Below are 21,598 nucleotides of genomic sequence, written 5' to 3'. Positions count from 1 at the left end.
GCTCTGTTCATTGATTATTTTTTCACAGATTTTTCCTACAAAAATAGATGATAATTTATACACATCAACGCATTTCTCTGTAAACCACAGTTCTGGTCATTTATTAACACCTGAATATAACCAATCTTCGCCATATATCCCCCTACTTAGAACCAATACGAAACTATTCTTTCAGAAATTTCACGGATTAGTGAGTTTTGAAAAATCTTGGTTTGATAGAAACAGTGAATTTGGCTCAGGGAGCAGTGCCGAATAGCCGGAAAGTGAATGGCAAAGTTCTGACTGAAGATATCAATATTACGTCTCAGGATATTTTTCATGGGCAGGCGGTTTATTTGGGTGATAAGGCAAATTTGGATAACTACAAAATACCAGGGATTTATTTCCAAGATTACAATATTTATGCCCAAAATGGTGCTAACTACCCTGAATTGCTTGCTGGTTCACTTGTCGTTTTACAAGCTGCTGGGATCATTCAACGTTATTTTGTTTATAACAGCAGTCGGGTATATACGCGCAGCCAATATCATAATTTACCGTGGACACCTTGGGCCCAAGAATATAACACGCTCAATAAACCCACTGCGTCGGATATTCTGAGTGAACCACGCTATACCACCACAATTGATCTTACTGGTCTAAGTACTGACCGCTATTATCCGGTTTGGTGGGGTTTCCCACCTAATGTCGGAGCGAATTCTTGGTTAACTCTTCATAGGCCCTATCCATATGATGCAGAAAAAAAACCATTCGGTGAGGGTGTGACACACATTGCAGGATTACTTGCACAAATAGAAGGGGGAGAGCATCTGTGGGGGGGTGATGCACAATATTTGAATATTAAACGCATAAATCAAACCTATCGTAAAACGATAAAAGCAATCCACTACGCCATGATAAGCATCGCTAGACCTGTTGACGGCAAATATCCTCTCTATGGTGATGTTAAATCTGGTGACGTTGTAAGTTGTTATGTTTATAGTGGTTGTTATTTACGTGGTGGTTTAACCTATTTTACGACCAATAATTTCCAACCAATTCGTTATTCACGTGAAGAAGGCGAGGTTGAAATATATCAGTGGTCAAGTGCAGATCTTAAGCGTGAAATGAAGTGGATGGTGAAATCATTAGCCATCAATGATCCATTATTAGGTGAAGAATATCCTGATAATTCAATACCTTATTCTCTAGATTATGATACACGTTATCAAAATAAACCATAATGAGGATATATGATAATATTAAACAAACTAATAGACAAAAATGGCTATGAATATGTTAATGTGCCAGCTGAAGCCCATCAATTAATCTCAATGGGGTTCAGTGATCAAGAGGCTAAGGCATTATATCAGCAGGCCATTATCGAACAGAAAAGTAAGGATGATCATCGCCAACGATATTACTTACTGGAACAAGCAGCTATTAAAATGGCACCATTGCAAGATGCTATTGATTTAGGTATTGCTACTGATAACGAAATAACAAAGTTGATGGAATGGAAAAAATATCGCGTCGCGTTAAATCGAATGGATTCCACAGCACAAAATATTGAATGGCCAGAGTTGCCAGAATAAAATAAATAATTTTTCTGGCAATGATAACTTATTATTTTAATTAAAATTCAATATTACTCTCTATAAATAGCCAACCCAATTTAGTTGGCTATTTATATGATCTTTAATTTATGTCTACTCTATACTTTAAGTATTACCACTGATTGTAAAATCATCATATTTTCTTGCGGACAAATACTGGCTTGTAGTTTTTTATTGACAGTGATTTTTATGGGCTACCAGAAAACATTGAATGTTACTGGTTAAATTACAAGAAAAAACAATGAAGTATAAATACATAAGATTATGAAATTAATTGCTAGTTTTTCTTTTTAAGAATTAAACGCGCTCTCTGAAAGATCTGTTAATGAGTTTTATATAAAAATGGTTTTAGAAACGATAAATACTTACAAATTAGTTTATAAGTCTTAAATCTACGGCCTGAAAAACAGGCCGTTATTATTTATTCTGGTTTTTCAGGCCAATTAATATTATCTGGCGCTGATGAAATATCAATACGACTCAGTAATACTAAATACTTTTTCCAATCTAACAACAATAACTTTTCTTTTTCTGAGGCCAAATTAATATCCACAGCATGTTGTAATAATGTAACTATTTCATTCGCTTGTCGTAATAGTGCTACCCGCTTCTGCTCTGCCTGTTTAATCTGACTATCCTTTATAGCATATTTGTCAGTTACCCACTGTTTACCATCCCATTTATCAAAATCAGTGGCAGGTTGTTTGAATGTCAGAGATTCTGGTGGTTCACCTAACGAAGTAATTTCATATTGTGCTAGGGTTTGCGTGTTATAAACTATTTTTCCTCGGTGATCAGGTACTATTTGCCAACAACTTTTATCTTCACTGCGGCAAATAGCCATATCATCAGAATCTGGAAGTTCTGGTGCATTTGGATAGGAATTGGCAGGAAGTCCCACTCCTTCCATTAGATATTCTGGTCTAGCGCCAATAAATTCTCTGGAATAAGGTTCTGCATGGTAGATTATCAACCAGCCAGCCTTGGTTGCTAATCCATTATTTCCTAATATTGCGGTTTCTGGTTCTAGGGAATATTTTTGTTTCTGTGTTGTCATTACGCTGCTCTCACTATGTAGTTAAATGCGATATTACGGGGACGTACTCTAAATGTAGATAACGAAACTGAACCATAAGGATTTAATGGAGTCGAAAAATATTGTCCGCTCCCGAGTTCTATTTCCTCAAAATCACTAGCCATAATTTCTGATGGATAATTACTTGAAAAACGATTAATAGGAGGAGATACCAGTAGTCCTATATTTTCAGAGGCTGCATGGGTGTAAAGATTAGGTAACTTTGTTGAATTCTGATGAGATAATATCTCCCGCCCAGAATCAATACTTCTCCCATTATCCCAACCTCGAATAAATTCACCACGTAGATCAGGGAGTGTACCAGAGGGATATGCTTCCCCTAATTTAGGGTATATAGATTTGTCAAACTGCTGACCACTACAAATAAGATAACCTGCTGGTGCAGTTGACTTAGACCACGGCAGAGGAATACCAACAAGAATATCGTCCTCTGTTAATATTTTACGTTTCCCCCTGAAATTACCACTTTCATCGAAAGCGTAAGTAGAAATGCTAAATGCTTCTGAATAACCCCCATACTCGAAAGAAAGTCCACGAGCGTGTTGTGAGCTATCAACGCCAGGGTGAGCTATATGAATTGCTAATGCCCCTAGATTATCAATTCCATTAGGTCTTAAAAATCCCGAACGACCCAAATGACGTGAATTAGGATCATCATAATAGTTTGCGGTTTGAGTTAATATATAACCTGATGTTTTTGTATCCGTGTTTAACTGAATAAATCGACTGTCAGACTCTGATTTAGAATAATGCTCATTCGCTATTGCAACATAGCCGTTCTTTCGAGGGAGTTGAACAACATTTATATTTGAGGAGTCAGTCTCACGATATCCTATTGCACAAAAAGAATCTGCTTCATGAGAAGTGGTTTCTACGAAGACATATCGACCATCGCTCTTTGTTAGTGACAAATTGGAATAATTTCCACCTGTTTTAATATTGTGATTGCCTGATATGAGTGATTCAGTTGAGTCTTTAGGAAGAGCATTTTTCGCCAAATTCACCGTTTCTATCAAACCAAGGTTTTTAAAAATTCGCCAATCCGTGATAATTTCGATAATAATAGTCTCATATTGGTATTAGGCAGGGTTACATATGGCAAAGATTGGCTATGTTCGGGTGTCAACAAATGACCAAAACAGTGATTTACAACGAAACGCATTGACAAGTATAAATTGTGAGCAAATTTTTGAGGATAAAATTAGCGGAAAAACATCCAACAGACCAGGTTTAAAACGAGCCTTAAAACAACTTAAAAAAGGTGACACTCTAGTTGTTTGGAAACTGGATCGATTGGGGCGTAGTGTAAAAAATATGGTAACTTTAATTTCTGATTTAAGTGAACGCGGTGTTCATTTTCAAAGCTTGACTGATAGCATTGATACCAGCACTTCTATGGGGAGATTTTTCTTTCATGTTATGAGTGCACTGGCTGAGATGGAACGGGAATTAATCGTTGAAAGAACAAATGCAGGATTAATAGCTGCTCGTGCCCAAGGGAGAGTTGGTGGCAGGCCAGTGTCACTTTCATTCGTTGAACAACAACAAGCAGTAAGATTGTTAGCAAAAGGCCACACACGGAAACAGTTATCATTAATTTACAACACATCGTTATCTACAATATATAAATATTTTCCAGTAAATAAAGAAAATTGTCGATCAAATTAGTATTTGTAGTGCGGCTAGTTAAACGTTTAATTTTGTATTCGTAATACCCAAGTAATTGGTTCTTAATTTATGCAAAATATATCAAGTTTTTTTATCTATGCAAAAAAACTTCCGCCGCACTATACATATTATAAAGGAACAACGGAATAAGTTAACAATTAGCTATTACTGGCAAGAGAACTTATTGTGTATGAAATCCACTGCATCTGGAAGTTTTTGGGTAACGAATTGCCATCAGAGTAGGATTTACATGTCTAAGTAAATTAATTTACTTACACTTGAAAAGTATGTCAGTACCTGGAAACCACTAGGTAAACGCGACCAATAAAGTTGATTTCATTAATTGCACAATCAAAAGTTACGTCGTTATCACAAACCCGGATCTTACTAACTGGGATTTTTGTGATTTTTTTAATGCTATGCATACCTTCAATATCAATTAACCATAAACCATCCTGAACATCAGGTTCCTCTGTATCTAGCAAATACCAAGCGTTATTGTTATCTACAATCAGAGGTTTTTTTATTTCTTTAGCAATAAGTTGATTATCTAAGATCACTGGCTCGTCATTGTTCAGATTTCCACCAATCAATTTAACGCGTTGTATTGTTGGAATAATAATGTTTTTTAAAGATTCCTTTTTCTTTTCTCCATCGGGGAACATTTCTCCCCGTCCTGTGCTTAGCCATAACAATGAAGCATTGGTTTCAAGGCTGCATTGGATAACCCAGTCTGCTGGAAAGCTGTCCCTTAAATAACGGTTCGCCATTGTACTTTTAGACACACCTAAATGGTCGCTCAATGCTTGACGTGATTTAAACCCATATGCACTAACAAGGCGTTCGATAGCTTGTTTTCCTCCACTATCTGCACCCATTTTTATCTCAGTTACGTTTTTTTTCATTGAAAGTACAGTTTAGTGAATTTGCCGTTTCCACAAGGCTCTCTAATTAAGAGCTATAGTGATCCTAAATAACTTATTAGACCCAATAAGGGATATTGCATCATGGGCATTTAAATTTCAATCTATATACTTTGTGAAACTATGTCATCTAGATAAAGAGAAAAAATCTTCCAAACGATAAAATAAGAAAAACTTATTAATTACAATGGATTGTGATCGGAAAGAAACCTTTTTAACCATTAATTATTTCAATAAAAACAATAATTAATATATTAACACTATCAAATATAGTTCTCAAAAAAGATAAAAAACCACTTTAAATTTTTCTAATCAACGTGTACTGTTCTTATATACAGTTATGTTATACGGAGGTAAGTTTGTCAGTGGACTTTCTTATGGAATCAGTAATAGCGCAACGTATCAATTTTATAGCTAGAATGGCAACGAGCTGTGAGTGTAATCATGCTGAAGATAAAGAACTTGCTTTAGTTTGGATTGCTGAGTTGTCGACACCACTTGCAAAACAACTTATTAACCACCACGAAACGCTTGAAGAATAAATACGACAGATAAATGATATAAATGTGGAAATTCTGTATGATAAATAATCTAAAGTTTCTAAGTTGATAATGATTGCATTGGAAAATGAGCTGAAAAATAGATTTTCCCTATAAATTCAGTAAATTCTGCAAGATATGATCAATTATTAAATTAGCCACTGAAAAGTGGCTTCTTGCTCCTCATTTGTACTGTTTCCTTAACAATATTGTTTCATTGGTTCTCTCCCACTATTCAGCGCACCATAACACTTTAACTTAACAATATTGACTAAATTAGAGAGGGTATACCTAATGAAAATAATTGCACAGCAGAATGATACTGTTGATGCTTTATGCTGGCGTCATTATGGTCGGACTCAAGGCATGACAGAACAGGTACTGTTAGTTAACCCAGGTTTGGCTGAATACGGTGTAATCCTGCCACATGGCACAGAAGTTGAGATGCCGGAAATTATGACAGCTACAACGAAACCTATTTTGCAACTATGGGATTAAATATATCCATACTAATTTGATGTTTTTTAAACAGAATTATCACTCTATATCAGAGATTAAACGTATCTATTCTTCTGGCTAGATAAATAAAAAGTTGAACTGAAACGTTATACTTAATATATAGTCAAGCAACACAAATCTGAATTTTTTGAACTATTTGAGTCAAGCTTTAATAAAATAGCACAGATTACATAAGGGCCTTTCTCGGTTGCGAGAAGGGCTTTTTAATTTATGTTGTTACATTTTCTATTTTCAAGAAACTTGTTTTGTCTTTCTTACAATTCCTCTTTGATGTTGGCAACTGCCATTGCTGGCATTCTTTCATACATAAATCCACAACCACCAAATGGCATTTTTCCAAATATGGATACACAACTAACAGAACTTTTGCGCTTATTGCGTAACCTGATCAGAACTGGTGTTGTTACCGAGGTAGATACCACCCGGGGAGTGTGCCGGATTGCAACAGGCAATCTCGAAACTGACTGGCGGCCTTGGTTAACAATGCGAGCAGGTAATTCCCGAACTTGGTGGGCTCCCAGCCGTGGTGAGCAAGTTTTGCTGTTATCTGTTGGCGGTGAATTGACTACCTCCTTTGTATTGCCGGCTGTTTATTCTAATCAATTTCCGGAGCCATTGGCTGTTTCTGGAAAAACTATTGATACTGCTTTTGCTGATCAATTTCCATCAGCGTTGCCTGCTTCTGCGGAAGCTGTCCATATTGCCTTTCCTGATGGAGCAATAATGGAATATGAGCCAGCATTTAGTGCCTTAAAGGTAACAGGTATTAAGACTGCTGTAGTGCAGGCTTCAGATTCCATAACGCTTGAAGCAACAAATATCTCACTCAAAGCACTCAATTCAATCAAACTTGAAGCAATCAACTCTATCGAACTGACTTCAGTCAACAAAATCGATATGAAAACACTACAAGTCGGGATGAATGCATTGGAGGTAAAAGCTGGGGCAGCCAAAGGCATCACACTGCAAGCACCAGAGTTTACTGTAAAAGGAAAAACTAAGCTGGAAGGTGATGTTGAAAATACAGGCGGAAAACTCAGTTCTAACGGCGTAACCCTACATTCGCACCAACACACCGGCGTCATGGCAGGCGGTGCGACAACAGGAGGTCCAGTATAATGATGTACCTTGGAATGAACCGGCAAACCGGTCGTAGCCTGACGGATCTGGATCATGTACGTCAGTCTGTCAGCGACATCTTACTAACCCCCGTTGGTAGTCGTTTGGAACGGCGCACTTATGGCTCTCTACTACCCGAATTAATTGACTGGCCGCAGAATGCGTCTCTACGCCTGCAAATTATGGCAGCCACCTATACAGCTATTAGCCGCTGGGAACCACGAATTAATCTGACAGCTATCACCATAAATACCCAACAAGACGGCAAAATGACAGTAGATATATCTGGTCATTATCAGCTGTCCCCTGGGGGGTTTTCTCTATCAATCCCTGTGAGGTAAAACAATGCCGACCATTGATCTAAGCCAGTTGCCGCCACCTGATGTAGTCGAGCCGCTAGATTATGAAAGCCTGTTGGCTGAACGTAAAGCCAAATTAATATCTCTTTATCCTGAAGAACAACGGGATGCTATTACTCGAACATTGGAATTGGAATCCGAACCTCTGGTTAAGTTACTTGAGGAAAACGCTTACCGGGAATTGATATTGCGCCAACGGGTTAATGAAGCTGCTCGTGCAGTAATGTTGGCCTATGCAACCAATCGCGATTTAGACCAGCTAGGAGCGAACTATAACGTTACCCGGGCAGTTATGGAGCCTGATAGTACCTTCCGTGATCGCATCCAAAGAGCCTTCGAAGGGTTAAGTGTTGCAGGGCCAATAGGTGCGTATGAATATCATGCTCTTAAGGTTAATGAAAGTATTCATGCTAATAGAAATGAATACAAAGGTGAATATCAAACTGTTGCCGATGTTTCTGTTATCAGTCCATCTCCAGCCAATGTGACTGTGACTGTTTTGTCGCGGAAATGGAAATGGGAAAAAGATAAAGAAGACGAAGAAGATAAAGAATATAACGGTGTAGCTTCACAAGAGTTACTGGATAAAGTGATTGCGGCACTTAATGATGAAAACGTCAGACCAGTTGCTGATCGGGTAAAAGTTCAGTCAGCCAACATAGTGGAATATCAAATTGATGCTGTGCTTTATCTCTATCCGACACCTGAATCTGAACCTATCCGTAAATTGGCTCAACAAAATATGGATAAGTACGTGTTAGATCAACATAAATTGGGGAGAGATATTCGGTTATCCGCCATTTATGCTGCGCTGCATGTCGCAGGAGTACAGCAGGTAGAGCTGAGATCCCCGACGAAGGACATAACTCTGTGTAAAGATCAAGCTCCTTATTGTACTGGTGCAAAACTGGAAATAGGGAAAACACAAACTGCTGATTGTTCCAAACCAAATCCAGGTTTGATAGTGGGAGGTTCTGATGAATGACCGCCTGTTACCAACAGGTTCTACGGTTTTGGAGTTGGCTGCTGCTAAGGCGTGTTCGCAATTGCAGAATATTCCAGTACCACTTCGCCAACTCTGGAATCCTGATACTTGCCCTGAGGAGCTATTACCCTATCTAGCGTGGGCGTGGTCGGTTGATCGCTGGGACGAAAAGTGGTCGGTAAGCACTAAGCGTGACGTGATAAAAAACTCGCTGTTTCTGCACAAACATAAGGGAACCATTGGCGCCGTCCGTCGTGTGGTAGAACCGCTAGGTTATCTCATTCAAATAAAGGAATGGTGGCTGAACAACGAAACGCCGGGCACATTCCGGTTGGCGATAGGGGTACAAGAAAATGGGATCACCGAAGAAACTTTTTTAGAGCTGGAACGGCTAATTTCTGATGCCAAGCCTGTAAGTCGTCATTTGATAGGTTTGTCAATCAATCTGGATGTTAAAGGCGAATTTTATTGCGCTGCAACGAGTTATAGTGGAGATGACCTCACTGTTTACCAATATCTCCCTGACGTCATCACAACTAGCGACAATGCTCCTTTAGGGGCAGCAATTCATTTGATCGAGACAGATACATTGAGGGTTTCACCATGAAATACTTTGCAATTTTAACCAACCTGGGAGCGGCGAAACTGGCGAACGCCGCTGCTTTGGGAACAAAAGTCGATATTACTCACATGGCTGTTGGTGACGGTGGCGGTAAATTACCAGATCCTGACGTCAATCAGACAAAATTAGTTAATGAAAAGCGTCGTGCTGCAATTAATACATTAGGCGTTGATCCGGTAAACACCAACCAAATTATTGCTGAACAAATTATCCCTGAAAGTGAGGGTGGTTGGTGGATGCGTGAAATTGGTCTGTTTGACAGTGAAGGTAACTTGATTGCAGTAGCAAACTGCCCGGAAACCTATAAACCACAATTACAGGAAGGTTCGGGCAGAACACAAACTATCAGAATGATCTTGATTGTTAGCAATACGGATTCGGTAACGCTGAAAATCGATCCCTCTGTCGTTCTGGCAACTCGTGATTATGTAGATAGCTCTATTCAGAAACATGAAAAAAGCCGTAATCACCCAGACGCCACGTTGACAGAGAAAGGTTTTACAAAACTTAATAGTGCCATTAACAGTAATGATGAAACGACAGCGGCAACACCCAAAGCGGTAAAAGCAGCTTATGATAATGCTAATAGTAAATTGGCAAAAAACCAAAATGGCGCGGATATCCCAGATAAAAATGCTTTTGTGAAAAACCTTGGTTTATTGGAAAAGCTAATTCCGATAGGAGTGCCACTTCCTTGGCCGACGGCCACACTGCCGGATGGATGGTTGCAATGCAATGGTGCGGCCTTTGATAAAGCGAAATTTCCGGAATTAGCTAAGGCTTATCCTGGTGGTAATTTGCCCGATTTGCGCGGTGAATTTATTCGCGGTTGGGATGACAAACGTGGTGTTGATCCGGATCGTACATTATTGGTATGGCAAGAAGGGTCTTATTTAGTACAGGAAGCTGCTAAAGATGATAATATTGTTAACTTCTCACTCAACGAGCGTACGAAATTACAATGGGATATTCCCCAAAATAAAGATATTCAATTAAGAGCTAGAGCTTCTGGACGCTCAGCAACAACAGAAACTCAGAATATCACCGCAACTTACATAGGGGTATCAAGGCCACGTAACGTAGCGTTTAACTACATTGTAAGGGCGGCATAATGGATAAGGCTGTACTGGATAAAAATAATATTGCCATCAGTACCGGAAGTATCGTTGTGTTTAATTACGATGCGATTACGCTGGAATATTTAAACAGTTCTGATGAGTATCTTCCCGTTGGTATCGGTCTTCCTGCTAACTCCTGCACAGACGCGCCGCCTGATACCCAAGAGGGATATGTCGCTTGCCGTTCATCTGATTTAACCGGCTGGCAAATGGTACCGGATTATCGAGGAAAAATAGCTTACGACACCCAAACTGGGGAACAGAAGGAAATTATTAAACCGGGCGAATTACCAGAAACACTGACGTGCAAACAACCAAGCACCGATTTTGATGAGTGGAATGGTGAAATATGGGTAACGGACATTAAAGCTCAAAAAGCCAATCAGATTAAACAGGCAGAACAACAACGTGTCACTCTTCGCCAACAGGCTAATGAAGCCATGACTTTATTACAATATGCTATTGAGACTGAGATGGCCTCAGACACAGAGAAAGCATTATTACTTGCCTGGAAGAAGTATGTGGTATTACTGAGCCGTGTTGATACTTCAATGGCTTCAAATATTGAGTGGCCACAAATACCAGAATAATACAATTATCAAGACCGGGTGTTATTCTGTTCCCGGTCTTTTTTCAGTTATGATAGGTTATGTTGACTAGTCGATTTCCGATGCTTTTGAAGTATCAATCCGGTTAAGTATGACTTGGTATTTTCTCCATTCCAGTAAGGTCTGACGCATTAGGTAAGCACTTATTGATTGCCCTAAAAACCAGAATAAAAAAAGGCCCGAGGTTTGTGAACTACGGGCCTATATTATTTACACAGGTTGTGCGGGCCACCCAATATCTGGTGCTATGGTGGGATCAATGCGGTTTGCTTGCATTCGGTATTTTTTCCAAGCTTTGAGCCGTTCTATCTCTTCCAGAGTTGCTTCATCTAAATCAACGGCATCTTGTAAGGGAGCAATATTATTGCTGGCAAGGACTAGCAATTCTCCTTTACGTCTCTCCGCTTGAACAACTAACTCGCCCTTTGTGTACTCACGCGAAACAATAGCACCGTTTATATATTGCCATTTGCCAGAAATATCATAAGAATCAGGTAAATTACTTACCTCAGCCACACTCATTCCATCAGGGTTAAAAGCTGATACATCTCCTGATATAGAACGGATCACATTATTAAAATCATACATTACTTTGATTGTGTCAGGGCTAAAGCTTTTCTGGCATTCATACCAGTCCTGACCGTCTTCTGATTTCAAATAAATGACATTAAAATCTTCAATGATTTTTCTGGCTTGTTTTGAGTCAGGTGTATATTGGGAAAAATTTTTAATGTTTTGCATATATTTATGGCCTTACTAAATATTGGATATATTCATCCACATGCCGTTAACCTTCTTCTGTATTGGCCTGCGGTTTACGGTGTCAACTAACTCATCTCTATTTCCATTTATTACAGCAGTGATGGCATACCCACTTGCGTCTGTATCCCCAGAACTTTTCCGTACTTGCACGCGCTCTTTGGCACCAAGGCGAATGTCTTGAATATAACGCGTGTCTGATTCTGATTTTGTATAAGCGCCAATAATTGCAGCGGTTGGTCTATATCCTTCATGGTAGACCTGATGCCCTCTAATTCGGAGGTTATCAGGTTTAAGACTCATCCATTCATTAGTTGGCCCTCCAGAGAGGGCATGCTGCCATTTGAAATATTCGTTACCATTATCTCCTGTTCTAAACCACATATAGGAGTCTGTATCTTCATCTGCGGTGTCTTTAAAACCTATAGAGGCGAAGTCGGTGAGTCTGCTCCAACTCAGCATAGAGTCAGTAGTAATAATTATGTTGCCTGTTACATTGCCACCGCTGCGTTGCAACGCGTCTGCGGCTTTAGTAACGGTTTCCGTCAAACCAAGCTCACTTGCTGTTGGTTTATTCAGGGTATTATATTCTCGTGCCCAAGGTGTCCATCCTAGACTATCCCTCGGGTATAAAGAACGTGTATATATTCGGCTGCTGTTATAAACAAAATAACGCTGAATGATCCCAGCAGCTTGTAAAACGACAAGTGAACCTGCCAGTGGTTCAGGATAGTTATTACCGGTTCCCGCTTGTACATCCAAACCCTGATAATAAAGACCTGGTGTTTGATAGTCATTCAAATCGGTTTTGTCGGGTATAGATATTACCTGCCCATGAAAAATATCCTGAGACGTAATATTGATATCTTCAGTCAGAACTTTGCCATTCACTTTCCGGCTATTCGGTACTGCTCCCTGAGCCAAATTCACCGTTTCTATCAAACCAAGATTTTTCAAAACTCACTTATCCGTGAAATTTCCGAAAGCATAGTTTCGTATTGGTATTAAGCGGGACTATATATGGCGAAGATTGGCTATATTCGGGTGTTAATAAATGACCAGAACGGTGGTTTATGAAAAAATGTGTTGATAAGAGTAAGTTATGAACTATTTTAGAGGGTAAATTTGTAGTAAAAATAACTAATTGAAGGTTTAATTTTATACTATACAATAAGCACTAATGAGGTTTCATTTTGCATAAAATATAAATTTTATTTATCTTAGATTTAATTACACTAACTCCTTCCCCAAATAAAGTTTAAGTCAGTTATTTTCAAGATAATCAGAAGTAAAATTAAATATGGACAATAAACCCACAGTTATAAGCTGCGAGTTCTACCATTAGCAATTGAGCATCAACGTTTCTTTTTCTTTCCCTGAACTGCCTTGAAACGTGGATTAGATTTACAAATAACATATAATCGACCCCGACGACTTACGATTTTGCAATCCGGGTGGCGAGCTTTTGCTGTTTTAAGTGAACTTAACACCTGCATTTTTCATGATCTCTCAATTTATTTATTACCAATAAAACGTCCGAATTTTTTCTGGAATCGCGCAGTGCTGCCTTCCTGAGATAAAGTTTTCTGCTTACCCGTATAAAAAGGATGTGATTCCGATGACACATCAATAGTGACATATGGATACTCTTCCCCATTCAAGGTAATTTTCCGTTCTGTGCGAATAGTGGAGCCAATTGTGAAATAAGCATTAGCACTGGTATCGTGAAATACAACTACCCGGTAGTTTGGATGGATATCTGGTTTCATAATTTCGCCACAATGTAATAATATAACATTACAATAGCGTGATTTATTTTTATCAGCAAGAAAATAATGATAAATTTTCTCTGTTCAAAAAAAAGCCTCTATATTTTTAATGTACAGAGGCTTATTTCAACTTCTTATTATAAAACGATTATTCTACGGTCACTGATTTAGCCAAATTACGAGGCTGATCAACATCAGTTCCTTTAATCAGAGCAACATGATAGGAAAGCAGTTGCAGAGGCACAGTATAAAATATTGGTGCAATCAGCTCTTCAACATGCGGCAACGGAATAATCTTCATTCCTTCACTATCGGTAAAACCTGCGTCCTGATCAGCAAACACATATAGCAATCCACCACGAGCACGGACTTCTTCTATATTGGATTTCAGTTTTTCTAGCAGTTCATTGTTAGGAGCTACAATGATAACCGGCATATCTGCATCAATCAGTGCCAGTGGGCCATGTTTTAATTCACCGGCAGCATAAGCCTCAGCATGGATATAAGAAATCTCTTTTAATTTTAGAGCGCCTTCAACCGCAATCGGATATTGATCACCACGGCCAAGGAACAAAGCGTGGTGTTTATCAGAAAAATCTTCCGCCAGCGCTTCAATAATTTTATCTTTCGATAACATGCTTTCGATACGGCTTGGCAGTGCATGTAATGCATGGACAATTTCTTGCTCCTGCTCTGCATCAACACCTTTCAAACATCCAAGGTAAGCCACCAGCATCAGCAATACTGTCAGCTGAGTTGTAAACGCCTTAGTTGAAGCAACACCAATTTCTGCACCGGCTTTGGTCATCAGAGCAAAATCAGACTCACGTACTAAAGAAGAACCCGCTACGTTACAGACAGTCAATGATGTGAGATATCCAAGTTCTTTGGATAAACGCAGCGCTGCTAATGTATCTGCGGTTTCACCCGATTGAGACAAGGTGATCAGTAAGCTTCCTGAACGGCGTGCTGATTTGCGGTAACGGAATTCAGAAGCAATTTCCACATCACAAGGAATACCTGCCAATGCTTCAAACCAATAACGGGAAACCATACCTGCGTTATAGGATGTACCACAAGCAACTATCTGAATATGCTCTACTTGAGCTAATAATTTAGCTGCGTTAGGACCAAGTTCAGATAGATCTACCTGCCCATGACTCAAGCGTCTTTCCAGAGTGCTTTTAATCGCCATTGGCTGTTCATAGATCTCTTTTTGCATGTAATGACGGTAGACACCTTTGTCACCAGCATCATACTGGACATTGGATTCAATCTGTTCCCGTTCAACCGGTTCGCCCTGTGCATTAAAAATATGCACAGTACGACGAGTTACTTCAGCAATATCCCCTTCCTCAAGGAAGATAAAACGACGAGTAACAGGCAATAGCGCCAACTGATCAGACGCCAGAAAGTTTTCTCCAACGCCCAAACCAATAACCAAAGGACTACCCGATCTTGCAGCAATTATTGTTCCAGGATCACGGCTATCCATGATGACTGCACCATAAGCACCTCGCAGCCGAGGAATAACTCGTTGAATAGCTTCTAACAAAGTACCACCCTGTTTTTGTTCCCAATGAACAAGGTGGGCAATAACTTCTGTATCAGTATCCGAGATAAATTGATAACCGAGTTCAATTAATTGAACTTGCAACTCTTCATAGTTTTCAATAATACCGTTGTGAACAACGGCAATATAATCAGATACATGCGGGTGAGCATTTTTCTCGTTTGGTTCACCATGCGTAGCCCAACGGGTATGAGCAATACCTGTCCCACCAAGGACCGGCTGCTTATCAACTTTATCAGCAAGTACTTGTACCTTGCCGACTTCTCGCAGACGGAACATATTTTTTTCGTTATCAACAACCGCCAAGCCGGCGGAGTCGTAACCACGGTATTCCAAACGACGCAATCCTTCAATCAGGATTTCTGCAATATCTCGTTGTGCTATTGCACCAACAATTCCACACATCAGTTTTATTCCTAAAAATAGGGCTGATGAAAGCCCTTTATATGTCAAGAACCTGATTGTTTTCCGGTTTTTCCGGTCCCCGAGCCTGTAGAGTGGGGATTATTATTTTATTTTTTTTCCTTCACAGGGCGTTTCCACCCCTGAATATGCGTTTGTTTAGTTCTGCTTACTACTAGTTCATTTTCAGCTATGTTTTTTGTCACTGTTGTCCCTGCTCCGATCGTAGCGCCTTTAGCCACAGTCACTGGAGCAACAAGCTGAGTATCGGAACCAACAAAAACATCGTCACCAATAATGGTTTTGAATTTATTAGCGCCGTCGTAGTTACAGGTAATAGTACCTGCACCAATATTTACATCACGACCAATGTCTGCATCGCCAAGATAAGTCAAATGTCCAGCTTTAGAACCTTTACCCAGATAAGATTTCTTCATCTCAACGAAATTCCCTACATGGGCTTTTTCAGCGAGCTTAGAACCGGGACGCAGACGAGCAAAAGGCCCAACAGTACAACCCATTTCCATTTCAGAATCTTCAACAATTGTATAAGGGCTAATAGTAGAATCATCACCAATGATGCAATTCTTTAATACACAACCGGTACCAATCTGTACGTTATTACCAAGGGTTACATTACCCTCAATAATGACATTAGTATCAATAACCACATCACGGCCGTGAATTAGTGTGCCACGTAAATCAAAACGAGCAGGATCCAACAACATAACACCCGCTAGTAATAATTTTTCCGCTTGCTCAGATTGATAAATACGCTCAAGAACAGAAAGTTGAAGGCGGTTATTTACACCTTCCATTTCACTCAAGCGAGTTGGGTGCACCGCTTCAATTTTTCTGCCTTCTTTATAAGCTAGCGCAATCACATCGGTCAGGTAATATTCACCCTGAACATTGTTGTTATCTAACTGGGACAACCAACGTTTTAAATCACCACCATTAGCAACCAGAATTCCTGTATTTATTTCATTGATTTTACGTTGATCTTCAGTTGCGTCTTTTTGCTCAATGATGCCCGTTACTTCCCCGTTTTCACGAACAATACGACCATAACCCGTTGGATTATCCAAAATTGCTGTTAATAAACCTATACCACCCTCAGGTTTAACCGCCAGTAAACGTTCAAGAGTATCCGCACCAATAAGCGGTACGTCGCCATACAATATTAAAATATCTTCATCATCAGCGAAATGTGGTGCTGCCTGCTGCATTGCATGGCCAGTCCCTAATTGCTCTGCTTGTAATACCCAATTCAGTGTCTTATCAGAAAGGGTTTGTTTCATCAGGTCACCACCATGTCCATAAACTAGGTGAACATTTTTAGCGCCCAATGCCATTGCAGTATCAATTACATGCTGAACCATCGGTTTACCGGCCAGCAAGTGCAACACTTTAGGGAGATCAGAGTACATGCGAGTTCCTTTACCTGCGGCAAGGATTACAACACTTTTTGCACTGTTAGACATAAGAAACCTGATAGCTCCAATTTAAGATAAAAAAAGTAAACCTGTTTGCGAGATAAATTACTACATATTTCGCAATACAAAAAAGCCAGTTAGTTTTCACCAACTGGCTTTTTTATTTAACCGCCTGTATTACATCGCTTTTTTTGTCAGTTCGATTACACGAAGTTTTGCAATCGCTTTAGACAATTCAGCAGATGCCTGAGCATAGTCAACATCACCGTGAGAATTACGGATGTGTTCTTCAGCTTTACGCTTAGATTCCAACGCTTTAGCTTCATCCAAATCTTTACCACGGATCGCAGTGTCAGCCAGTACGATAACGCCGCTCGGTTGTACCTCAAGGATACCACCAGAAAGGTAAATGACCTCTTCTTCACCGAACTGCTTAACAATACGTACCATGCCAGGTTTTATGGCAGTCAGTAGCGGCGCATGTCCCGGGTAAATACCCAGCTCACCTTCACTACCTGTCACCTGAATTTTCTGTACCAAACCTTCAAACATCTGGTTCTCAGCACTGACAACATTCAGATGGTAAGTCATCGCAGCCATGTCAACCTCCGGTCAGCCGTATTAAAGTTTCTTCGCTTTTTCCACAGCTTCTTCGATGGTGCCAACCATGTAGAACGCCTGTTCTGGCAAGTGGTCATAGTCACCATTCAGGATACCTTTAAAGCCACGGATAGTGTCTTTCAAGGAAACGAATTTACCTGGTGAACCTGTAAAGACCTCTGCAACGAAGAATGGCTGAGACAGGAAGCGCTGGATCTTACGAGCACGCGCAACTACCAGCTTATCGTCTTCTGACAGTTCATCCATACCCAAGATAGCGATAATATCTTTCAGTTCCTGATAACGTTGCAGGATAGACTGAACGCCACGAGCAACGTTATAGTGCTCCTGACCAACAACCAGTGGATCGAGCTGACGACTGGTAGAATCCAGCGGATCAACCGCAGGATAAATACCCAAAGAAGCGATCTGACGGCTCAGTACTACGGTTGCGTCCAAATGGGCGAAAGTCGTCGCTGGAGATGGGTCAGTCAAGTCATCCGCAGGTACGTAAACAGCCTGTACGGAAGTGATAGAGCCGGTTTTGGTAGAAGTAATACGTTCTTGCAGAACACCCATTTCTTCTGCCAGAGTTGGCTGATAACCTACCGCAGATGGCATACGACCAAGCAATGCGGATACTTCAGTACCTGCCAGGGTATAACGATAGATGTTATCAACAAATAACAGAACATCGCGGCCTTCATCACGGAATTTCTCAGCCATCGTCAAACCAGTCAACGCAACACGCAGACGGTTTCCCGGCGGCTCGTTCATCTGACCATATACCAGAGATACTTTATCCAGTACGTTAGAGTCTGTCATTTCGTGGTAGAAGTCGTTACCTTCACGGGTACGTTCACCTACACCGGCGAATACGGAGTAACCCGAATGCTCAATCGCAATGTTACGGATCAACTCCATCATGTTTACGGTTTTACCTACACCCGCACCACCAAACAGACCAACTTTACCCCCCTTAGCGAATGGGCAAATCAGGTCCATTACCTTAATACCGGTTTCCAGTAGTTCTTGAGAGTTAGATAACTCTTCATAGCTTGGAGCCGGACGATGAATGGCCCAACGCTCTTCTTCACCGATATCGCCTTTCATGTCGATTGGTTCACCCAATACGTTCATGATACGACCCAATGTCGCTTTACCAACCGGAACTTCAATTGGGTGGCCTAAATCAGTGACACTTAAACCACGACTTAAGCCATCAGAAGTACCCATTGCAATACAACGAACAACGCCGCCGCCCAACTGCTGCTGAACTTCCAGCACCAGCTTAGCTTCGCCGTTTTGAACCTCAAGAGCATCGTATACTTTTGGTACGGTATCTTGAGGGAATTCGACGTCCACCACGGCGCCGATTACCTGGATAATCTTTCCAGTAGCCATCTTGAATCCTCTACGTAATTCATAAACCTAGCTGTTAAACCGCGGAAGCACCCGAGACAATCTCGGTCAGCTCCTGAGTTATGCTGGCCTGACGAGCTTTGTTATAAACCAACTGCAACTCTTTGATCAGGCTGCCACCATTATCAGTCGCGGCTTTCATCGCCACCATTCGTGCGGCCTGTTCACTAGCCAGGTTTTCAACGACGCCCTGATAAACCTGCGATTCTACATAACGACGCAGCAGTATATCTAGCAACGCCTTAGGATCAGGTTCGTATAAATAATCCCAGGATTTCTTCTTCAGTGTCTCATCATCTCCGGCAGGCAGAGGCAATAACTGAGTAACAGTCGGTTCCTGGGACATTGTATTGATAAATTTGTTTGTCACCACATACAATTTATCCAGACGTCCTTCATCGTATGCCCGCAGCATGATATTCACTGGCCCGATCAATTCGGATAGTGAAGGGTTATCTCCCATGCCTGTCACCTGAGCAACAACGTTGCCCCCAACAGAAGCAAAGAAAGAGGTAGCCTTAGAGCCGATAAGCGCCAGATCACACTGGACACCTTTATCAGACCAGTCTTTCATTTCTGAAAGCAGTTTTTTGAACAGATTAGTGTTCAAACCACCGCACAAGCCACGATCGGTAGAAACAACCAGATACCCAACACGTTTGGTTTCACGCTCTTCAAGGTATGGATGTTTATATTCCAGATTACCTAACGCAAGGTGACCAATCACGTTGCGTATGGTTTCTGCATAAGGACGGCTGGCCGCCATGCGATCCTGCGTTTTACGCATTTTGGACGCAGCAACCATCTCCATCACTTTAGTGATTTTTTGCGTGTTTTGCACGCTGGCGATCTTGGTACGTATCTCTTTTGCGCCGGCCATTCCTGATTCTCCTCATTAACCAGACGGCCCATGTTTAATTAAACCGGGCCGAATAGTGTTACCAGGACTGAGTTGCCTTGAAGGAATCCAGCAGAGCTTTCAGCTTTGCTTCGATCTCTTCATTGTAACCACCAGACTGGTCAATCTCTTTTAGCAGATCAGCATGTTCACGGTTGGCATATGCAAGCAACGCAGATTCGAAATCAATAACCTTAGCAATTTCGATATCTTCCAGATAACCACGTTCCGCAGAAAACAGAGACAACGACTGCTGTGCAACAGACATTGGCGCATATTGTTTCTGTTTCAGCAATTCAGTTACTTTTTGACCATGATCCAACTGCTTACGGGTTGCATCATCAAGGTCAGAAGCAAACTGAGAAAATGCTGCCAGTTCGCGATATTGAGCCAGAGCAGTACGAATGCCCCCAGACAATTTCTTAACGATTTTAGTCTGAGCGGCACCACCCACACGGGATACGGAAATCCCTGGGTTAACTGCTGGACGAATACCCGCATTGAACAAACTAGATTCCAAGAAAATCTGACCATCAGTAATTGAAATAACGTTTGTTGGTACGAATGCTGATACGTCGCCTGCCTGGGTTTCAATGATAGGCAAGGCCGTCAGAGAACCGGTTTTACCTTTCACTTCACCATTGGTGAATTTTTCCACATATTCAGCGTTAACACGTGCAGCACGTTCCAGCAAACGAGAGTGCAGATAGAAAACGTCGCCTGGGAATGCTTCACGTCCTGGTGGACGACGGAGCAACAGAGAAATTTGACGATAAGCTACAGCCTGCTTAGACAAATCATCGTAAACAATCAGCGCATCTTCACCGCGATCACGGAAGTATTCGCCCATTGCACAACCCGAATATGGCGCCAGGTATTGTAATGCCGCAGATTCTGAAGCAGTCGCAACAACTACAATAGTATTGGCAAGAGCGCCATGCTCCTCTAACTTACGAACAACGTTCGCAATAGTAGAAGCTTTCTGACCAACTGCGACATAGACACATTTTATGCCTGAGTCACGCTGGTTAATGATTGCGTCAATAGCCAGTGCTGTTTTACCCGTCTGACGGTCACCGATAATCAGTTCACGTTGACCACGACCGATAGGGATCATTGCGTCAACGGATTTATAACCAGTTTGTACCGGCTGATCAACAGATTGACGGTCGATAACACCTGGAGCAATCATTTCAACAGCAGAGAAACCATCATGCTCAACAGGTCCTTTACCATCAATTGGCTCACCCAGCGTGTTTACTACACGACCAAGCAGACCACGACCAACAGGTACTTCAAGAATACGGCCAGTACATTTAACTTTCATGCCTTCTGCTAAGTCAGCATACGGGCCCATCACAACCGCACCTACGGAGTCACGCTCCAAGTTCAATGCGATTGCATAACGATTGCCAGGCAGTGCGATCATCTCACCCTGCATAACTTCGGCTAAACCGTGAATACGAATGATACCGTCGTTAACGGATACAATCGTACCTTCATTGTGAGCTTCACTCACTACATTGAACTGAGCAATGCGCTGCTTGATCAGTTCGCTGATTTCGGTGGAATTCAGTTGCATATGCTC

25 protein-coding genes are annotated in these 21,598 nt (G+C 41.0%); 11 read left to right on the top strand and 14 right to left on the bottom strand.

The window, feature by feature from the left end; genetic code table 11:
- Window positions 1-197 precede the first annotated feature (197 nt).
- Both Phpb_RS26455 and Phpb_RS01165 read left to right on the top strand, forming a co-directional pair.
- On the top strand, window positions 198-1,223 hold the full coding sequence (locus Phpb_RS26455; RefSeq protein ID WP_065388808.1) for a pyocin knob domain-containing protein: 1,026 nt from the start codon (window positions 198-200) through the stop codon (window positions 1,221-1,223).
- 9 nt (window positions 1,224-1,232) lie between these two features.
- Window positions 1,233-1,574, top strand: a complete 342-nt coding sequence (locus Phpb_RS01165; RefSeq protein WP_065388807.1) for a tail fiber assembly protein — start codon at window positions 1,233-1,235, stop codon at window positions 1,572-1,574.
- Between the two features lie 442 nt (window positions 1,575-2,016).
- Here Phpb_RS01165 and Phpb_RS01160 read toward each other — a convergent pair whose 3' ends face one another.
- Both Phpb_RS01160 and Phpb_RS23250 read right to left on the bottom strand, forming a co-directional pair.
- Window positions 2,017-2,652 (bottom strand): tail fiber assembly protein, encoded by a 636-nt coding sequence (locus Phpb_RS01160; RefSeq protein WP_065388806.1) that lies wholly within the window; start codon window positions 2,650-2,652, stop codon window positions 2,017-2,019.
- Complete coding sequence (locus Phpb_RS23250) at window positions 2,652-3,689, bottom strand: phage tail protein (RefSeq protein WP_420848319.1); 1,038 nt, start codon at window positions 3,687-3,689, stop codon at window positions 2,652-2,654. The genes Phpb_RS01160 and Phpb_RS23250 overlap by 1 nt, the downstream gene beginning before the upstream one ends.
- A gap of 97 nt (window positions 3,690-3,786) precedes the next feature.
- On the opposite strand from Phpb_RS23250, the gene Phpb_RS01150 reads away from it, so the two are divergent.
- Window positions 3,787-4,359, top strand: coding sequence for a recombinase family protein (locus Phpb_RS01150; RefSeq protein ID WP_065388805.1), 573 nt, complete (start codon window positions 3,787-3,789; stop codon window positions 4,357-4,359).
- 290 nt (window positions 4,360-4,649) lie between these two features.
- On the opposite strand, the gene Phpb_RS01145 is transcribed toward Phpb_RS01150, so the two are convergent.
- Window positions 4,650-5,264: a phage repressor protein CI gene (locus Phpb_RS01145; protein ID WP_065388804.1), complete on the bottom strand. Its 615-nt coding sequence runs from the start codon at window positions 5,262-5,264 to the stop codon at window positions 4,650-4,652.
- A gap of 395 nt (window positions 5,265-5,659) precedes the next feature.
- Here Phpb_RS01145 and Phpb_RS25805 point away from each other — a divergent pair, with 395 nt between their 5' ends.
- From Phpb_RS25805 to Phpb_RS01110, 8 genes are all read left to right on the top strand, one after another.
- Window positions 5,660-5,824, top strand: a complete 165-nt coding sequence (locus Phpb_RS25805) for a hypothetical protein (protein ID WP_165603259.1) — start codon at window positions 5,660-5,662, stop codon at window positions 5,822-5,824.
- Window positions 5,825-6,115: 291 nt separating this feature from the next.
- Window positions 6,116-6,319 carry a tail protein X gene (locus Phpb_RS01140; RefSeq protein WP_011144439.1) on the top strand — a complete coding sequence of 68 codons (204 nt, stop codon included), beginning with the start codon at window positions 6,116-6,118 and terminating at the stop codon, window positions 6,317-6,319.
- A 363-nt stretch (window positions 6,320-6,682) separates the two neighbouring features.
- Window positions 6,683-7,459, top strand: coding sequence for a phage baseplate assembly protein V (locus Phpb_RS01135; protein ID WP_065388816.1), 777 nt, complete (start codon window positions 6,683-6,685; stop codon window positions 7,457-7,459).
- Entirely contained in the window at window positions 7,459-7,800 is a 342-nt protein-coding gene (locus Phpb_RS01130; RefSeq protein ID WP_065388803.1) for a GPW/gp25 family protein, read from the top strand. Before Phpb_RS01135 ends, Phpb_RS01130 begins: the two co-directional genes overlap by 1 nt.
- Before the next feature lie 4 nt (window positions 7,801-7,804).
- Complete coding sequence (locus Phpb_RS01125) at window positions 7,805-8,803, top strand: baseplate assembly protein (protein WP_065388802.1); 999 nt, start codon at window positions 7,805-7,807, stop codon at window positions 8,801-8,803.
- Window positions 8,796-9,410 (top strand): phage tail protein I, encoded by a 615-nt coding sequence (locus Phpb_RS01120; protein WP_036783328.1) that lies wholly within the window; start codon window positions 8,796-8,798, stop codon window positions 9,408-9,410. The genes Phpb_RS01125 and Phpb_RS01120 overlap by 8 nt, the downstream gene beginning before the upstream one ends.
- Window positions 9,407-10,537, top strand: a complete 1,131-nt coding sequence (locus Phpb_RS01115) for a phage tail protein (RefSeq protein ID WP_065388801.1) — start codon at window positions 9,407-9,409, stop codon at window positions 10,535-10,537. Before Phpb_RS01120 ends, Phpb_RS01115 begins: the two co-directional genes overlap by 4 nt.
- Entirely contained in the window at window positions 10,537-11,133 is a 597-nt protein-coding gene (locus tag Phpb_RS01110) for a tail fiber assembly protein (RefSeq protein ID WP_065388800.1), read from the top strand. Before Phpb_RS01115 ends, Phpb_RS01110 begins: the two co-directional genes overlap by 1 nt.
- Before the next feature lie 66 nt (window positions 11,134-11,199).
- Here Phpb_RS01110 and Phpb_RS27450 read toward each other — a convergent pair whose 3' ends face one another.
- The 11 genes from Phpb_RS27450 to atpA all read right to left on the bottom strand — a co-directional run bounded on the left by Phpb_RS27450 (window position 11,200) and on the right by atpA (window position 21,592).
- On the bottom strand, window positions 11,200-11,283 hold the full coding sequence (locus tag Phpb_RS27450; protein WP_075489360.1) for a tail fiber assembly protein: 84 nt from the start codon (window positions 11,281-11,283) through the stop codon (window positions 11,200-11,202).
- Window positions 11,284-11,361: 78 nt separating this feature from the next.
- Window positions 11,362-11,892: a tail fiber assembly protein gene (locus Phpb_RS01105; RefSeq protein WP_065388799.1), complete on the bottom strand. Its 531-nt coding sequence runs from the start codon at window positions 11,890-11,892 to the stop codon at window positions 11,362-11,364.
- A gap of 15 nt (window positions 11,893-11,907) precedes the next feature.
- Window positions 11,908-12,867, bottom strand: coding sequence for a pyocin knob domain-containing protein (locus Phpb_RS26220; protein WP_065388798.1), 960 nt, complete (start codon window positions 12,865-12,867; stop codon window positions 11,908-11,910).
- Between the two features lie 398 nt (window positions 12,868-13,265).
- Window positions 13,266-13,406 carry a type B 50S ribosomal protein L36 gene (gene ykgO, locus Phpb_RS23240; RefSeq protein ID WP_075489358.1) on the bottom strand — a complete coding sequence of 47 codons (141 nt, stop codon included), beginning with the start codon at window positions 13,404-13,406 and terminating at the stop codon, window positions 13,266-13,268.
- An 18-nt stretch (window positions 13,407-13,424) separates the two neighbouring features.
- A complete protein-coding gene (locus Phpb_RS01095) occupies window positions 13,425-13,679 on the bottom strand; it encodes a type B 50S ribosomal protein L31 (protein WP_065388797.1) in 255 nt (84 codons plus the stop codon).
- A 148-nt stretch (window positions 13,680-13,827) separates the two neighbouring features.
- Window positions 13,828-15,657 carry a glutamine--fructose-6-phosphate transaminase (isomerizing) gene (gene glmS / locus Phpb_RS01090; RefSeq protein ID WP_065388796.1) on the bottom strand — a complete coding sequence of 610 codons (1,830 nt, stop codon included), beginning with the start codon at window positions 15,655-15,657 and terminating at the stop codon, window positions 13,828-13,830.
- A 107-nt stretch (window positions 15,658-15,764) separates the two neighbouring features.
- A complete protein-coding gene (gene glmU / locus Phpb_RS01085) occupies window positions 15,765-17,138 on the bottom strand; it encodes a bifunctional UDP-N-acetylglucosamine diphosphorylase/glucosamine-1-phosphate N-acetyltransferase GlmU (protein ID WP_065388795.1) in 1,374 nt (457 codons plus the stop codon).
- 129 nt (window positions 17,139-17,267) lie between these two features.
- The gene (locus Phpb_RS01080; RefSeq protein ID WP_065388794.1) at window positions 17,268-17,690 is read right to left on the bottom strand and encodes a F0F1 ATP synthase subunit epsilon; all 423 of its coding nucleotides are present in this window, start codon (window positions 17,688-17,690) and stop codon (window positions 17,268-17,270) included.
- A 21-nt stretch (window positions 17,691-17,711) separates the two neighbouring features.
- Window positions 17,712-19,094 carry a F0F1 ATP synthase subunit beta gene (gene atpD, locus Phpb_RS01075; RefSeq protein ID WP_049585020.1) on the bottom strand — a complete coding sequence of 461 codons (1,383 nt, stop codon included), beginning with the start codon at window positions 19,092-19,094 and terminating at the stop codon, window positions 17,712-17,714.
- A gap of 34 nt (window positions 19,095-19,128) precedes the next feature.
- Entirely contained in the window at window positions 19,129-19,992 is an 864-nt protein-coding gene (gene atpG, locus Phpb_RS01070; RefSeq protein ID WP_065388793.1) for a F0F1 ATP synthase subunit gamma, read from the bottom strand.
- A gap of 58 nt (window positions 19,993-20,050) precedes the next feature.
- A complete protein-coding gene (atpA, locus tag Phpb_RS01065) occupies window positions 20,051-21,592 on the bottom strand; it encodes a F0F1 ATP synthase subunit alpha (RefSeq protein WP_036814820.1) in 1,542 nt (513 codons plus the stop codon).
- Window positions 21,593-21,598: the final 6 nt, after the last annotated feature.

The sequence above is a fragment of the Photorhabdus namnaonensis genome (genome assembly GCF_001684335.1).
Taxonomy (GTDB): domain Bacteria; phylum Pseudomonadota; class Gammaproteobacteria; order Enterobacterales; family Enterobacteriaceae; genus Photorhabdus; species Photorhabdus namnaonensis.
The sequence above is the reverse complement of the archived record's forward strand: the minus strand, read 5'-3'. Positions and strand labels throughout refer to the sequence as shown.

Excerpts from the sequence above, each read along its gene's own strand:
- atpG (WP_065388793.1), bottom strand. The coding sequence starts at position 19,992 with ATGGCCGGCGCAAAAGAGATACGTACCAAGATCGCCAGCGTGCAAAAC.
- Phpb_RS01145 (WP_065388804.1), bottom strand. The coding sequence starts at position 5,264 with ATGAAAAAAAACGTAACTGAGATAAAAATGGGTGCAGATAGTGGAGGA.
- Phpb_RS01135 (WP_065388816.1), top strand. The coding sequence starts at position 6,683 with ATGGATACACAACTAACAGAACTTTTGCGCTTATTGCGTAACCTGATC.
- ykgO (WP_075489358.1), bottom strand. The coding sequence starts at position 13,406 with ATGCAGGTGTTAAGTTCACTTAAAACAGCAAAAGCTCGCCACCCGGAT.
- Phpb_RS01160 (WP_065388806.1), bottom strand. The coding sequence starts at position 2,652 with ATGACAACACAGAAACAAAAATATTCCCTAGAACCAGAAACCGCAATA.
- Phpb_RS01130 (WP_065388803.1), top strand. The coding sequence starts at position 7,459 with ATGATGTACCTTGGAATGAACCGGCAAACCGGTCGTAGCCTGACGGAT.
- Phpb_RS01165 (WP_065388807.1), top strand. The coding sequence starts at position 1,233 with ATGATAATATTAAACAAACTAATAGACAAAAATGGCTATGAATATGTT.
- Phpb_RS01125 (WP_065388802.1), top strand. The coding sequence starts at position 7,805 with ATGCCGACCATTGATCTAAGCCAGTTGCCGCCACCTGATGTAGTCGAG.
- Phpb_RS01105 (WP_065388799.1), bottom strand. The coding sequence starts at position 11,892 with ATGCAAAACATTAAAAATTTTTCCCAATATACACCTGACTCAAAACAA.
- Phpb_RS01120 (WP_036783328.1), top strand. The coding sequence starts at position 8,796 with ATGAATGACCGCCTGTTACCAACAGGTTCTACGGTTTTGGAGTTGGCT.
- Phpb_RS01150 (WP_065388805.1), top strand. The coding sequence starts at position 3,787 with ATGGCAAAGATTGGCTATGTTCGGGTGTCAACAAATGACCAAAACAGT.
- glmS (WP_065388796.1), bottom strand. The coding sequence starts at position 15,657 with ATGTGTGGAATTGTTGGTGCAATAGCACAACGAGATATTGCAGAAATC.
- Phpb_RS01080 (WP_065388794.1), bottom strand. The coding sequence starts at position 17,690 with ATGGCTGCGATGACTTACCATCTGAATGTTGTCAGTGCTGAGAACCAG.
- glmU (WP_065388795.1), bottom strand. The coding sequence starts at position 17,138 with ATGTCTAACAGTGCAAAAAGTGTTGTAATCCTTGCCGCAGGTAAAGGA.
- Phpb_RS01115 (WP_065388801.1), top strand. The coding sequence starts at position 9,407 with ATGAAATACTTTGCAATTTTAACCAACCTGGGAGCGGCGAAACTGGCG.
- Phpb_RS01110 (WP_065388800.1), top strand. The coding sequence starts at position 10,537 with ATGGATAAGGCTGTACTGGATAAAAATAATATTGCCATCAGTACCGGA.
- atpA (WP_036814820.1), bottom strand. The coding sequence starts at position 21,592 with ATGCAACTGAATTCCACCGAAATCAGCGAACTGATCAAGCAGCGCATT.
- Phpb_RS27450 (WP_075489360.1), bottom strand. The coding sequence starts at position 11,283 with ATGCGTCAGACCTTACTGGAATGGAGAAAATACCAAGTCATACTTAAC.
- Phpb_RS01095 (WP_065388797.1), bottom strand. The coding sequence starts at position 13,679 with ATGAAACCAGATATCCATCCAAACTACCGGGTAGTTGTATTTCACGAT.
- Phpb_RS01140 (WP_011144439.1), top strand. The coding sequence starts at position 6,116 with ATGAAAATAATTGCACAGCAGAATGATACTGTTGATGCTTTATGCTGG.
- atpD (WP_049585020.1), bottom strand. The coding sequence starts at position 19,094 with ATGGCTACTGGAAAGATTATCCAGGTAATCGGCGCCGTGGTGGACGTC.
- Phpb_RS25805 (WP_165603259.1), top strand. The coding sequence starts at position 5,660 with ATGGAATCAGTAATAGCGCAACGTATCAATTTTATAGCTAGAATGGCA.